This is a genomic window from Geomicrobium sp. JSM 1781026, assembly GCF_041949955.1.
GTDB lineage: Bacteria > Bacillota > Bacilli > Bacillales > Marinococcaceae > Geomicrobium_A.
The window spans coordinates 127,658-142,706 of record NZ_JBHFQF010000007.1 but is presented as its reverse complement, the minus strand read 5'-3'; the positions used below and the strand labels follow the sequence as shown (position 1 = coordinate 142,706).

11 protein-coding genes are annotated in these 15,049 nt (G+C 45.2%); 10 read left to right on the top strand and 1 reads right to left on the bottom strand.

Annotation, left to right across the window (positions count from 1 at the left end; genetic code table 11):
* Positions 1-271: 271 nt before the first annotated feature.
* The 3 genes from ACE1TF_RS14010 (at position 272) to ACE1TF_RS14000 (ending at position 4,956) form a co-directional block, all read left to right on the top strand.
* The gene (locus ACE1TF_RS14010; protein ID WP_375017651.1) at positions 272-1,507 is read left to right on the top strand and encodes a sugar ABC transporter substrate-binding protein; all 1,236 of its coding nucleotides are present in this window, start codon (positions 272-274) and stop codon (positions 1,505-1,507) included.
* Positions 1,508-1,684: 177 nt separating this feature from the next.
* The gene (locus tag ACE1TF_RS14005) at positions 1,685-3,205 is read left to right on the top strand and encodes an SAP domain-containing protein (protein WP_375017649.1); all 1,521 of its coding nucleotides are present in this window, start codon (positions 1,685-1,687) and stop codon (positions 3,203-3,205) included.
* A gap of 65 nt (positions 3,206-3,270) precedes the next feature.
* Positions 3,271-4,956, top strand: a complete 1,686-nt coding sequence (locus ACE1TF_RS14000) for a methyl-accepting chemotaxis protein (protein ID WP_375017647.1) — start codon at positions 3,271-3,273, stop codon at positions 4,954-4,956.
* A gap of 548 nt (positions 4,957-5,504) precedes the next feature.
* On the opposite strand, the gene ACE1TF_RS13995 is transcribed toward ACE1TF_RS14000, so the two are convergent.
* Positions 5,505-6,410: a LysR family transcriptional regulator gene (locus ACE1TF_RS13995; protein ID WP_375017645.1), complete on the bottom strand. Its 906-nt coding sequence runs from the start codon at positions 6,408-6,410 to the stop codon at positions 5,505-5,507.
* A 300-nt stretch (positions 6,411-6,710) separates the two neighbouring features.
* On the opposite strand from ACE1TF_RS13995, the gene ACE1TF_RS13990 reads away from it, so the two are divergent.
* The 7 genes from ACE1TF_RS13990 to ACE1TF_RS13960 all read left to right on the top strand — a co-directional run bounded on the left by ACE1TF_RS13990 (position 6,711) and on the right by ACE1TF_RS13960 (position 15,008).
* Positions 6,711-8,063, top strand: coding sequence for a M20/M25/M40 family metallo-hydrolase (locus ACE1TF_RS13990; RefSeq protein ID WP_375017643.1), 1,353 nt, complete (start codon positions 6,711-6,713; stop codon positions 8,061-8,063).
* Positions 8,064-8,141: 78 nt separating this feature from the next.
* Positions 8,142-9,752 carry an ABC transporter substrate-binding protein gene (locus tag ACE1TF_RS13985; protein ID WP_375017641.1) on the top strand — a complete coding sequence of 537 codons (1,611 nt, stop codon included), beginning with the start codon at positions 8,142-8,144 and terminating at the stop codon, positions 9,750-9,752.
* Between the two features lie 73 nt (positions 9,753-9,825).
* Entirely contained in the window at positions 9,826-10,743 is a 918-nt protein-coding gene (locus ACE1TF_RS13980) for an ABC transporter permease (RefSeq protein WP_375017639.1), read from the top strand.
* A gap of 47 nt (positions 10,744-10,790) precedes the next feature.
* Complete coding sequence (locus ACE1TF_RS13975; RefSeq protein WP_375017753.1) at positions 10,791-11,675, top strand: ABC transporter permease; 885 nt, start codon at positions 10,791-10,793, stop codon at positions 11,673-11,675.
* 30 nt (positions 11,676-11,705) lie between these two features.
* On the top strand, positions 11,706-12,695 hold the full coding sequence (locus ACE1TF_RS13970; RefSeq protein WP_042402764.1) for an ABC transporter ATP-binding protein: 990 nt from the start codon (positions 11,706-11,708) through the stop codon (positions 12,693-12,695).
* On the top strand, positions 12,692-13,732 hold the full coding sequence (locus tag ACE1TF_RS13965; protein ID WP_375017637.1) for an ABC transporter ATP-binding protein: 1,041 nt from the start codon (positions 12,692-12,694) through the stop codon (positions 13,730-13,732). Before ACE1TF_RS13970 ends, ACE1TF_RS13965 begins: the two co-directional genes overlap by 4 nt.
* Before the next feature lie 25 nt (positions 13,733-13,757).
* Complete coding sequence (locus ACE1TF_RS13960) at positions 13,758-15,008, top strand: M20/M25/M40 family metallo-hydrolase (RefSeq protein ID WP_375017635.1); 1,251 nt, start codon at positions 13,758-13,760, stop codon at positions 15,006-15,008.
* Positions 15,009-15,049: the final 41 nt, after the last annotated feature.

The window sequence follows — 15,049 nt, the reverse complement described above, 5'->3', positions numbered from 1 at the left end:
CTCTCTATCAATCTATCAATTAGGTACGTCTAAGATTACGAGAAAAATGCACCTTGCGTCAAGAACAATTGCTCGCCAAACTTCGGCGAATGATGGAAGAAAAACCCGATGGTGACAGGGTTTGTAGAATGTTGCTGGACGGTGATACGTGTGAAATTCAAGAGTAAATGCCTAGACGAATAAGGTTTCTTTTCTATATGTAAGCCCTTACAATATAAACTAAGAACATTTAGTGCAACCGATTGCACCACAAAAGAAGGAGGCGTGAATTTTGAAGAAGATACTCGTAGGGATGCTCGTCCTGGTTCTTGCAGCTTGTGCGCCGGACCGAGAAGAAGAGGCAGTCACAGAAACGCCAGACGGGGAAGCTCCAGAAAAACCAGACACGTTGCACGTATGGATTCACGAAGAAGACGACCACATCGCAGCAATGGAAGAAATCTTCGCCGCTTATACAGAAGAAACAGGCATCGAGATTGAGTATGCACAAATGTCTGCGATCGACCAATCTGAGAACATTGCGCTAGACGGACCCGCAGGTACAGGGCCCGACATCTATCATATCGCTCACAACGGCATCGGTAGCCAAGCAGCCCAAAACCTCGCCGCCCCGATCGAACTAGATGCCGAGCAAGAGGCGCGGTTTACGGAAGAAAGCATTGAAGGACTCACCTATGAAGGTCAGCTATATGGCATCCCCTTCGTTTCAGAAACGACCGCTTTGCTCGTGAATGAAAACATCGTCAACGAGCTGCCAACGACCGTCGATGAATTAGAAAACATTGCAGAGTCAGAAACCAACGTTTCGAATGATGAGTACGGATTTTTGGCAGATACGACGGAAATGTATTTTGCCTACCCATTCCTTACCGGTTTTGGGGGTTACATCTTTTCTGATGATGGTGACATCGGTCTAAATAATGAAGGAACGGTTCGAGGGGCCGAGCTGCTGCAGAGCTGGCATTCAAACAATTGGATTCCAACGTCCATTGACGGTGAAATTCAAGACGGGCTATTCATTGAAGGGAATGTCGGCGTTTCTTTGACCGGGCCGTGGAACATTCCAAGCTACGCTCGAGGTATTGGGGAAGAAAACTTGCGGTCAGCGCCACTTCCCGAACTGCCAAACGGAGAGATCGCTAGCTCATTCGTAACATTCAAGTCGTGGGTATTATCGCCGTTTTCAGATGAAGACTACTGGGCCCAAGACTTGATGCACTTCATAACAAACGACACGAATAACATGGAATACTACCGAGAAACGAACGAATTACCTGCCGTCACCCATTTGTTAGAAGACCCAGAAATCACTGACGACCCACTAATCCAAGGTTTTGCCGAACAGATCCAGCACGGAACCGCCATGCCAAATACGCCAGAAGCCGACCAAGTGTGGTACCCAATTAACGATGCCCTCCAATTCATCGCTGAAGGTCAAGACATCCAAGAAGTGCTAGACGAAGCCGTTGAACGAATCGAAGAAAACATCGAGATGATGGGCGGATAAAAGATGCGGCTATTAATCACCTCATAGAATGATCTATGAGGTGATTAAAGTTTAAACGATAACCGTAGGTACTTTTGGACAATCGCCGAGTAATCATAGTATAATAACATGACATTTCATATAATTTAGACTTGTTTATCTATTTTTGTTATATCCTGACTAAGGAGTTGGTTCGGTATGCAACTACAAGATCTGCTTCCACTAATGTCAAAGATGTACTTATCTCGAACGGTTGATAGCTTCCTAAAAGATGTAAAGCTTTATGAAGAAGACGAGATGAGAAATATTATTCTAAAGAACATTGAAGAGTTTAGAAACGACAAGAGAGTGAAGAGCAATTTGAACTTCAGGACGACAGATCGCGATATTACGCTTTTGAATCGACTGATACTCAAATGCTTGCTTGGTAGTCAAAACTACATACTCACCGAAAAGCAGTTGCATAAGGAAGTGCTTGATCTTCAATCTCAAATTCTGCATGACAGTCAAGACGAGGATTACATGAATGCCAAAATTGATGCGACCGCAGGTAGAGTGTACACAGCCGTATTAAACACAGCTTGGCTTAAAGACGATGCGCTAAATGAACATGAAATTAACATTCTGTATACGCTTAGGGATGAATTTAATTTGTCCATACGCGATCACTATTTATTGGAAAGTAAAATTGGACGGTTCCCGCGCAAAAATGGAAAACTACATTCGACACAGAACATTGATCAATCACTAAAAGACCTACAGCAAAGGGGGATTGTCGTTCGTATCAAATCAGATGCTCCTTATTACGTCATTCCAAGCGATATTGTAAGAATTGTTCGTTATGAAATGGGTGAAGAATTACGAACAGAGACGTATCAGCAGCTTTTAAAAGATTTAAATTTAACCCAACTAAAGCAAGTTCTTTCATCGATGAATATCAACACAAGTGGTGTTAAGGAAGCTATTATTGAACGAATCATCAAATATAACATTCTGCCTTCGCAAACACTCGCAAACCTAAGCAACACGGAGCTCACGCAATTTTTAAGGTCTAAAGAAGGCGTGAGAATAAGCGGGAACAAAGAAGAAAAAATCCAAAACATCATCGACTACTATGAGAACATTACAACGAAAGCCGACTCAGACCCAACAGATGAGCGGTCTATCTATTATGATTTTATGGATCAACTTGCCTCCAGAAACTACAAGGCTCTACGTGCCAATCGAGTCATTCAGAAAGACGTGAACGTAGAGACTTACTTTGAGCAAGCGACCGAGTACTTGTTTGAAAAGAAACTAGGTTTGCAGCTCGAAGAAATGCCAGGTTCAAAGCATGCCGACGGAAGAATCAAGTTCGACACAAAATCGGTTATGCTTTGGGATAACAAGAGCACAGAGAAATCATATACATTCCCTAATGCACACTTTGATCAATTTTTAGGGTACATTCGCTCTGAGAAAATGAGAGTTGCCGTCTTTCTCATTGTTGCTCATGACTTCACGCAAGAAGCGATCAACCAAGCACAAAAGTTAAAAGTCTTCTCTGAGCAAGACACCGGCGTAGCTTTAATTAGAACAGAGGATTTAAAGTACATTGCAGAACATTGGAAAGAGTATTCTGAACAGAAGAAGCCCGAGTTCAACCTTCAAGTATTTAACTTAACGGCAGAGATGAATCGCCAATTACTGACAAATAGAATGGAATGGATCATTAATTAATCGATTCCCCTATTAACTTCACCCCCTAATCTATCGATATTAAGAATAGAGAAGGGGGTTTTTCATTGAAACGGAAATTTACGATATCCCATAAATTTGGTCTTTTGGCAGGCTCCATGATGCTCCTCTTCATGGTCGGAACAGCGGCCATGCTATACATTCAAGTTACATTGAACATGGAAGACGCGATGCAAGATCGGTTGGAAGCTGACTTGTTGCTCGGTTATGAACTGATGGATCAACAATATCGGGGTCCTTGGAACATTGAAGATGATCAGCTATACAAAGGAAATCGCCTCGTCGATAGCAGTATGGTAGAGCACATTGCCGAACTGACAGGCGGTGATGCCACGCTATTTATGGAAAATGTGCGTGTCGCAACGACCATTGAAATTGATGGTGAACGGGCTATTGGCACAACCGCGCCTGAGGAAGTCGCCCAGACCGTTCTCGGAGACGGCGAACCATTCTTCGGTTCAACCGTTGTGGAGGGCGAGCCGTTTCAGACCGCCTACCAACCCATTGAGAATAACAATGGTGAAGTGATCGGCATGTGGTTCGTTGGACAATCTCAGCAGGGGATCGTATCTGCTATTTTAGACAATTTCTTTTGGTTGCTCGTCACTTATGTTGGGGTAATTGTTGTCGTTCTGCCCGTGTATTATTTCTTGAATCGCAATCTGAGTCGGCGTTTCAAGAACACGACCGACGTGCTCGCTCTCGCAGGTCAAGGGGATTTCTCACAACCGCTCACCGACGGGTCGCGGGATGAGCTCGGTATGGTGGCAACGAGCTATAATCAAATGCGAGAACAGGTCGAATTGTTGCTTACAAACATTCAAACTACATCGGAACAGGTCGCCTCATCATCAGAGGAGTTGTATGCAAGTGCCGAGGAGCTCGGCGCCGTCTCTGAACATAGTACCGCCCTCAATGAGGATGTTGCCAGCAAAGCGGAAACCCAACGCGCCCAGACTGGAGAAGCGACCGCCCGCGCCTCAGACGTAATGGACTTGATGCAAGTCATGAGCACGCGCCTCGGGGAAGTGCGCGACGTGTCGGAGGACACCGAGCGAGAAATAAAAGCTGGCGGGGTCCGCGTGCGCCAGTCGATGGAGAAAATGGAGCTCGTCCAATCTCAGACGCACGCTACGTCCGAGCGATTCGAAGGGTTGAAAAGAGACTCAGCCTCGATCGGTGAAATTGTGACGGCCATTTCTGAGTTCGCCGAGCAAACAAACTTGCTCGCCTTGAATGCCTCGATTGAAGCGGCACGGGCAGGAGAGAATGGCAAAGGGTTTGCTGTCGTCGCAAGCGAAGTGAAGCGTCTCGCCGAAGACTCTGCGAAAGCAGCTGAAGAAATTGCCCGCTATATTGGAGACATTCAATCGCAAATCTCCAGCTCAGCAGTTGACATTGAGGGCAGTTTGCGCACTGTCGAACAAGGCCTCGGTGAAGTCAACAATATCGATGAAGCGTTTCGTCGCATCGAGCAGTCCATGCAACAACTGTTCGCCAAAGTTGAAGAAATTAGCGAAGACGGTGGCCGTGTCACTACCGAAACTGTGCTCACCGACGATGCCATCCAAAACGTTGCTCGTGACATCGAAGCCATCGCAGGCATCACCCAACAAGTTGCCGCCTCATCCGAGGAGCAACATGCTTCAAGTGAAGAAGTCGCCAGCGCCGCCGAGTCCTTGGCTCAATCCGCGCAGCAGTTAAAAGAGCAAACAGCAGCGTTTCGGTTTTAGCGCGAGCTGCTGAAGTGGTGGTCGTTTGTCGGCCCCACTGGGGCCGACAGGTTGCTCGGTATTTGGCAGCATACCCAAACTGCGCGCGAGTTGACATGTGTTGCGCGCAAGTTACCTGAAATGGGTGGGGATTCTACGAAATTGAGCAAACATGCGCACAGTTGGTCTGAACTTGCGCGTAGATTGGCGCGTACCTGTGCGTCAAGAACTCGAAATGCTGTCGGCGCGAGTCGCGCCGAAGCAAGGGCGGTGGGCGTTCGGCCCGGCCGGGGCCGACAGGTTGCTCGGTATTCGGCAGCATTCCCAAACTGCGCGCGAGTTGACGTGTGTTGCGCGCAAGTTACCTGAAATGGGTGGGGATTCTTTGAAATTGAGCAAACATGCGCGCAGTTGTTCTGAACTTGCGCGCAGATTGGCGCGTACTTGTGCGTCAAGTACCCGAAATGCTGTCGGCGCGAGTCGCGCCGAAGCAAGGGCGGTGGGCGTTCGGCCCGGCCGGGGCCGACAGGTTGCTGGCACCTCAACCTGCAATCTGTGCTGGAGGTTCGTTAGGGAGCTTGGTTAAAGGTGTCAACAGCATTTTTTGAGACTTCGCCGTTGTGGATGTGTGCAGTAAGGTATTGAACGAAGGCTTTAACGACGGGTGATTCCAAAGAGTCTTCTGAGTAAATCATCCATGTTTTACGGATAAGGTCTTCATCATTAATCTTTAAATTGTACGTGAAGAATTGATCTTTTGGTTGCAAACAGATTCCTGGAATGATTCCATAGCCTAATCCGTGTCGAACCATTTCTTTACATGTTTCAATTCTGTCTACATCCATAACGATTTGTGGTGGCAGTTTGAAATTGTTGTTCCACCAGTCTTTAATCATTAATTCAAGCAATGGATCTGTCCTGAAGGAAATTCGTTTCATGTCCGGTAGTTTTTTTATATCAATCTTATCTTTTGAAATGAGGCATACATTCTCTTTACTTATGAGAATACTATTCGCTTTCCAATCATAGCCTCCACGGATAATGCCAATATGGATTTTTTCATCTTCCAATTTCTTTAAGATGGCAGAACTCCAGCCTGTCGTTACTTCCACTTGTATATTCGGGAATTCTTCCATAAATTTCTTTAATATTTCTGGCAACCGGTAATAAGAAAAGGTGCTAGATACGCCAAGGCGCAAATTTCCTTGGATTTTATTGCCCATATTCAACAACCAATCCTTCGTTTTTTCCAACTCGCGGCTCATTTTCTCAAAGTAATGAACAAGGTACTCCCCCTCACTCGTAAATTTCAATCCTTTATTACTGCGTTTCGCAATTTCAATACCGAATTCACGTTCAATGCTTGAAAGACGATAGGTGATTGCGGGTTGGGAGATATATAGCACTTCCGCAGTCTTCGTAATGCTTTTAACCTCATACAATGTCTGTAACAAAATCCAGTCTTTCTCATTCATTTTGTTGCCTCCCTTTTAGATTAAATTGTTGATGGATCTATTTTGAAAAACCGGAAAACGAACAACTATTCCGACATTTATATTATGCATGAGAAATCTCTAGTTATTTAATTCGAGAATAATAAATACTAATGTATATTTTCTAACATAGAAAAGAAAACTTCCGGAAGTCACTAGTATAGGGGCGATGAGATGTTTCAGAAGTATATAAAAAGTTTTTATAATAGTATATAGAATATATGTATTTTCATTCTTTGCCTCGGTTAATTATAATTCTACTAAGCTATTTAGAAGAAGGAGGTGGAGAGATTGAAAGAAGTTTATCAGTATATCGAAGATCATCAAGACCGATACATTCATTGGTTGCAAGAACTATGTCGCCAACCAAGTGTTTCAGCCCAAAATCGCGGAATGGAGGAGTGCGCACAATTAGTATCATCCTATCTTCAACATATTTGTGCATCACCAGAGCAAATATCCACGCCAGGGTATCCGGTTATTTATGGCGAGATTAATGAAAATCAATCAAGAACCCTCTCTTTCTATAACCATTATGACGTACAGCCTGAAGACCCTATGGATCAGTGGACGAACGATCCGTTTGCTGCAAACATTCAGGACGGGCGTATGTGGGCACGGGGTGTTGCCGATAACAAAGGGTCTCTACTTTCTAGAATCTGCGCAGTAGATGCCTACCAACAAGTGCACGGTAAACTTCCTATCAATGTAAAATTTATTATTGAAGGAGAAGAAGAAATTGGCAGTCCCAACCTTGGTGATTTTGCAGAGAAATACAAGGAAAAAATTAAGGCAGACGCGTGCATATGGGAAAATGGGTATAAAAACACTGATGGGAGTTTGCAAGTTCGATTAGGTGTAAAGGGCATGCTGTATTTAAAATTACAAGTACAAGGGGCCAATACAGATATGCATTCTTCCAATGCAGCGATCATTCCCAACCCAGCATGGCGGTTAGTGTGGGCGTTATCCACGTTAAAGGACGAAAATGAAAAGATACTCATTCCTGGATTTTACGACGGGGTACAAGCGCCTAACGAGAGTGAGAACCAGCTATTGGAAGACATGGTTTATCAAGAGCACGAAACATTGAAACAACTAGGATTAAATGAATTCCTTCTATCGCTTTCCGGTAACGCATTGAAAGAAAAGTTGTTATTCCAGCCAACGTGCACCATTTGTGGAATGGAATCTGGTTACACAGGTGACGGGTCGAAAACCGTTCTTCCTTCGATGGCTAAAGCAAAAGTCGATTTTCGTCTTGTAGGAAATCAAGACCCGAAAGACATCTTGCAGAAAGTTCGGCAGCATCTCGACAATCATGGCTTTGAAGACATTGCCATAACCACGTATGTCGCAGAACATCCTGCAAAAACGGACATAGACGCTGATATTGTGCGTACCGTTGTTGACAATGTCGCATCTGTTTACGGTGTTCCTCCTCAAGTGCAACGCACCGGTGCAGGTACTGGCCCAATGTATGTAGCTTGTCAGAAGTTTGGTATTCCTGCAGTTGGGTTTGGCGTAGGACATGTTGCTTCAAATCAGCATGCCCCGAACGAGAATATTTTTGTTAACGATTTTATACAAGGCATTAAATTTGCAGCACTCGTTATGCATCAATTTGCAGAGTGAATGTCAGACTATAAATATAAATAATAATAAAAATAATTAGTATTTTTTTATTTAAAAAATAAAAAGGGGGTATTAATGTTGAACAAATTCACAGTACGTTGTCTCGTGCCATTTGCGATAAGTGCCGTTGTTCTTAGCGGATGCATTACAGACGAAGATGCCATGACGACCGATCCAGGCGATGATGGTTTGGGGGATTCCAACACGAATGAAGAGAATTCCGAAGGTGAGGATTCGAGTGATGGCGGAACATTAACCATTGCGCAAGGAGCCGATATGGTTTCGTTTGACATACATGATCACAGCAATACAGGCACGGAGGCTATCCATGTCAACCTCTTTAGTTATCTTGTAAAGAATGACGTCGAAAATGGTGAAATTCTACCTGACCTCGCTACCGATTGGGAATTAATTGATGATGAAACATGGGAGTTTACCCTTCGTGAAGATGCCACTTTTCATAATGGTGATTCAGTGACAGCGGAAGATGTCAAATTCACGCTAGAGAGAGTCTCATCTGACGACACGCTTCAAGAATACGAAAACTATCGGCAGATTGAAGAGGTAGAAGTCATTGATGACTATACGTTTCAAATCCATACGAACGGGCCTCAACCTGCAATGTTAAACCGCATATCGCGCCTTGGTTCAGGAATTCTGCCGAAGGATTATATTGAAGAAAATGATTGGGATCATTTTCTGCGCGAGCCTGTCGGTTCAGGGCCCTATCAATTTGTGCAGTGGGCGATGGATGACAGGGTAGTGCTTGAAAGATTTGATGATTATTTTGAAGCCGATCAAGCGCAGTGGGACGAGATCGTCTTTCGTTCCATACCGGAATCTTCGACACGTGTAGGTGAAGTTCTAGCGGGAGGTGTGGACATTGCAATGAATATCCCTCCGATGGACTGGGATCGCGTGGAATCGAACGAAGGTACATCAATTGTAGAAGGGCCAACAAATCGTACGATGATGCTCGTTCCGAATCATCGTGAGGAATTCGCTACATCTGACATCCTTGTTCGGGAAGCAATTGATTTGGCCATTGATAACCAAGCACTGCTTGACAACTTGATGGGTGGGTCGGGAACCCCGTCATTGACGAGAGTAAATCCAGGGAATTTTGGGGTGAATGAAGCATTGCATGATGACTATCGCTTTGACCCAGAGGAGGCACGCGCCAAACTTGAAGAAGCAGGCTATGCAGATGGTCTAGAACTTACGCTCCATTCTCCTGATGGTCGCTACCTTCAGGACAGGGAAACGACTGAGGTCATTTCAGGAATGTTGAGTGAAGTAGGCATTGACGTCAATATCGATTTCATGGAATGGAGTTCGTTTGTTGATCTACGTGCAGCCAACCAGCAAGAAGATCTTTATCTTATTGGTTTATCCGGTTCTTTATGGGATGCTGCGCATCAATTAAGGCATCACTCGTCCATGGTTGCAGAGGACCATATTGGATATCGAAATGATGAATTTGATGACATTTATCTAGATGCCGAAGTAAACATGGATGAAGCTAGTCGTCAACAGCAATACGAGGAACTCCAAACGATCGCAGACGAAGATCTGATCAACATCATGCTTTTCCAAGCAGACAATTTCTTTGCTGTGAGTGACAGAGTCAATTTTGAACCTCGTCTTGATGAATTGTGGATGGTGGACGAGATTACGATTACTGAATAATGAATATGTATGTTGAAGAGGGGCCGTGGTGCTTGCATCATGTTTCCTCTTTTGGATACCGGGGGTGGAGAGGATGAAGAAATATTTATTTTGGCGGGTAATGCAAATTATCCCAGTATTGCTTCTTATATCAATGTTCGTCTTCGGTTTACTATATATGGCAGGCGATCCAGTCGCACTCATGCTTCCAGAAGATGCTACACAGGAGCAAGTCGATTCACTAAGAGCATCATTAGGGTTGGACCAGCCTTTTTATGTCCAATATTTTCATTTTGTTGGTGATCTGCTTCGAGGAGATTTCGGGTATTCCTATCGTTACAACCAGCCAGCGTTACCTATTGTATTGGAGCGATTGCCTGCGACATTTGAACTGGCGTTTTCTGCGATGTTCGTGGCGATCATCATGGCCATCCCACTCGGCATTGCCTCAGCAACTAAGCGAAATACGTTTCTAGATATTTTCATTTCTGGCGGTTCTGTGCTTGGAAAAGCGATGCCCAACTTTTGGCTAGGTATCATGTTTATCCTCATGTTTGCCATTACGTATCCGTTCTTTCCGGTCTCAGGGAGTGGGAGCTTTGCTCACCTCATACTGCCGGCAATCACGCTTGGAACGGCCAGTGCAGCAGAAATGACAAGAGTTTTGCGATCGAGCATGTTAGAGACGTTAAATCAAGATTATGTTCGAACGGCCGTAAGTAAAGGGGTTAGAAATACGAAAGTCGTGAACTTACACGCATTTCGCAATGCACTCGTACCGTTTATTACCATTACATTTTTACAGACGTCCTCACTTGTGAGTGGGGCGCTGATTACAGAAGTGGTATTTTCCTGGCCAGGATTAGGTCAACTGCTTATTCAAGCCATTAATGGCCGAGACATGGCCATTGTACAAGCTTCAATTTTTATGGTGGCGTTTATTGTCATTGCCATGAATCTTTTTGCTGACATATTATACCGCGTACTTGACCCAAGAATTCGATACGATTAGGAGGTTTTCTCATGCAAGCAGAGCAACAACTATCATCTTCAGAGTCCATGGCTAATCATAGTTTTTTACACACGCTAAAGCGTTGGGCCAGGCTTTTAATAAGAAGTAAAACTGGCATGGTAGGCCTCGTAATTACACTTTTGGTTACGCTGCTTGCAATCTTTGCTCCTTTGATTGCACCGTATCCTCCCTCCGAACAAAATTACACGGCGATGAATGTGCCTCCTTTCTGGTTAGAGGGAGGAAGCAGTGCTCATCTTCTTGGAACCGATAATCTTGGTAGGGATATGCTAAGTCGGATTATATACGGGACTCAAGTTTCACTGCTCGTCGGTATTTGTTCAGTTGTCGTAGCGGGGTTGATCGGAATGTTCTTCGGTTTAATTGCTGGATTTTATGGTGGGTTTATCGATAATGTTCTGATGCGGATCGTCGATGCTTTTCTGGCTATTCCGAACATCTTGTTCATTCTTGTCATTCTTGGCGTTATCGGTCCTGGGTTATTGACGCTCATCTTTGTCATCGGCCTAACAAACTGGGTGATCTACGCCCGACTCGTTCGAGGAGACGTGCTTTCCATTAAGGAAAGAGAATATGTCAAAGCGGCACGGTCAATTGGGACAAGAGATCATCAGATTATTCGCAAACACATATTTCCGAATGTGATTCCCTCCTTTATCGTCATTTCAACATTGAGCGTAGCGACGACAATCGTATTGGAAGCTTCCCTCAGTTATCTTGGGCTTGGCGTTCAACCACCAACAGTTTCATGGGGGGGAATGTTATCTGCAGGTCGAGATTACTTGGCGACGAGTTGGTGGATTGCCACCTTCCCTGGGCTTGCCATTACGTTTACGGTCCTCGGCATTATTTTCCTCGGCGATTGGTTGCGGGACGTACTAGATCCTCGCTCACAGACATTAAGGGCGTGAAAGTGACAACGACCATAAGGAGGTCAGGACATGAGTGAAGAGAAACACCTATTGGATGTGGATGATTTAAAGACCTACTTTTACACAGAGAATGGAACCGTACCGTCTGTAGATGGTGTCTCATTTCACATTAATAAAGGAGAAACCATCGCCATCGTTGGAGAATCAGGTAGTGGGAAAAGTGTCACATCGTTCTCCATCATGGGGTTGATTAAACCACCAGGCAAGATTGTAAGTGGGTCAATTCAGTTTGAAGGCAAGGAGATGACTTCGCTATCCAAACGACAGATGCGAAAAGTAAGAGGGAACGACGTATCGATGATTTTTCAAGAGCCGCTCACTTCATTGAACCCTGTACTAACGGTAGGCTATCAAATATCTGAAGCAATATTGCTACATCAAGATTTGAATAAGGCACAGGCCAAGGAGAAAGGAATCGACATGCTCAAACGGGTAGGCATCCCGCGTGCTGATAAGGTGTACACATCGTTCCCCCATTCCTTAAGCGGAGGGATGCGTCAGCGAGTGATGATTGCCATGGCACTGTCTTGCAACCCTAAGTTATTAATTGCAGACGAGCCCACTACCGCTTTAGACGTGACGATTCAAGCTCAAATTATGCACTTAATGCGGGAACTTACTGAGGAGCTGGATACGGCAATTATTTTAATTACCCATGATCTAGGGGTGGTTGCCGAACTCGTTGACCGTGTGGTCGTGATGTACGCAGGACAAGTCGTGGAGCAAGCCGATGTGTATACGCTGTTTTCAAATCCGAAACACCCATACACTGAAGGCTTACTTGATAGCACCCCGCGGATTCATGAGATGCATAGCGAATTGAAATCCATTCAAGGTACAGTACCTGTGCCAACAAACATGCCAAAAGGATGCCGCTTTCACCCTCGCTGTCCACATGCGATGGACATTTGTGCCCAGAAGGAACCGGAGGTGACCACTTTGGATGAAGGACAAGTCCGGTGTTGGCTCTATGACAACAACAAGGAGGCAGCGGTATGAGCAAGAAAACGGCGATGGAGACAAAGTCTACTGAATACCTTTTAGAAGTGAAAGGGCTAAAAAAGCATTTCGATGTCACACGAAGCCTTTTCGGGCGCAATAAGCAGTTTCTAAAGGCAGTCGATGGCGTCGATCTTATGATCAAAAAAGGCGAAACACTTGGTATAGTTGGTGAGTCAGGATGTGGAAAATCAACAACAGGCAATGTGATCACCCGACTGCTTGACGCGACAGCTGGTGAGGTATTGTTTGAGGGTGAAGATTTAATGAAGCTGAATAAAAAAGAAATTCGTGAAAAACGAAAAGACATACAAATGGTGTTTCAAGATCCTTTTTCCTCGTTAAACCCTAGAATGCGAGTGTTTGAGCTCATTGCTGAACCGTTACGCACACACAACATCGTCTCTGGATCCGCATTAAAAGAGGAAGTCTATAAGTTGTTGGACGTCGTTGGGCTCGATCATTCCTTTGCTCGCCGTTTTCCCCACGAATTTAGCGGAGGCCAGCGGCAGCGCATTGGCATTGCTCGGGCGCTGGCGTTACAGCCGAAACTCATCGTCTGTGACGAACCCGTTTCTGCACTTGATGTGTCCATTCAATCGCAAGTGCTGAATTTGCTCGCACGACTGCAAAAAGAGTTTCAGCTCACGTATATATTTATTGCCCACGGCCTACCAGCGGTAAAACATATTAGCGACCACGTAGCCGTTATGTATTTGGGGAGAGTGGTGGAATTAGCCCCGACAGAAGCCCTTTTTTCTCGACCGAAACACCCATATACAGAAGGGCTTATTCACGCAATTCCTGTACCCGACCCTACATTGCGGGCAAAAACAGAAGGGGATCTGTTGGAAGGAGACTTGCCAAGTCCGGTGAATCCACCCCCTGGTTGTCATTTCCATACACGATGTCCATATGCACAAGAGAAATGTAAAATCGAGGAACCGAAACTGTTGAACACGACGGACGAAGGTCATCGAGTCGCTTGTCACTTCCCTCTTGAAGCAGGTCACGGTGTGATTGTGGGTACAACATAAGTCAAGAATGTGGAGGAGAGCGTGAATGAATCGTTGTTTGAAAAACCTTTATGATCATTTACCGGTACAGGAAGGGTTGTCATTTTTAAAGGATAATCATAATCGTACACTTGATGAGCAAATTAAGCTAACAGAAATACCTGCACCGCCATTTAAGGAAAAATTGAGAGCTTCCTATATGATACAGGCGTTTGAAAACTATGGTTTGGAAGATGTTGAACAAGACGTTGAAGGGAATGTAACAGGGTTATATCGTGGAAGTTCCGACCACCCGTTGCTCGTGGTTTCAGCTCATATGGATACGGTGTTTTCCGAAGGAACAGACACGACCGTACGTCGGGATAAGGAAAGGCTATACGCTCCAGGTATATTCGATGACACGCGTGGCCTTGCAGAAATGCTCTCCATCATCCGAGCATTACAGAAAAGCCAAGTGCAAACAGACGGGTCAATTCTGTTTGTTGCTACGGTCGGAGAAGAGGGCATAGGGAATCTGCGCGGAGTAAAGGCGCTGTTTGATCATCGATCTGATATTTGCGGATTTATTTCCATAGACGGCACGAATGTCGGTCGTCTCGTATATGAAGCCACCGGTAGTCGCCGATACAAAATTGAATACACTGCGACTGGTGGACATAGCTACGGTGATTTTGGTTTGCCTAGTGCCACTCATGCTGCAGGCCGAGCGATAGCAACGATTGCCGATCATAAGTTGCCTGCACAACCGAAAACAACGTTTACCGTTGGGGAAATTCACGGTGGCACAGCGATCAATGCCATTGCCAGTTCGGCTCACTTCTTACTTGATATGCGGTCCACGAGTATAGCGGCACTCGACACGTTAGAATCGGAAGTGTTAGATGCGTGTAGAAGAGCCGCGGAGCAAGAGAACTTCCACTGGGAAGCGGGAGATGATGTGAAAGTCGACATTACATGCATCGGAGAACGTCCAGCAGGCAGTCAATCGCAATCAGCGACGATCGTACAAATTGCTGCGGAAGCGGGTCGGCTCGTTGGGATTAAACCCATTTTCCATGGATCCGGAAGTACAGATTCAAATGTGCCGATTCACCTTGGCATTCCTGCGGTTACCGTAGGTCGAGGCGGGGAAGGTGGAAGTACCCATACATTAAATGAATGGTTTGCACCGGAAAAAGCATACGCCGGTCCTCAGCGCACATTCCTTGCAATGCTCGCACTTATCGGTATCCTCGGTACGTCTGACCCTATGCTCTCGTCTAGAAATGACGCGTCAATGATCTCACAAAATGAATAAAGGGTCAGATGAAGCAAATTTAATGTAAATAAGGTGAAAAG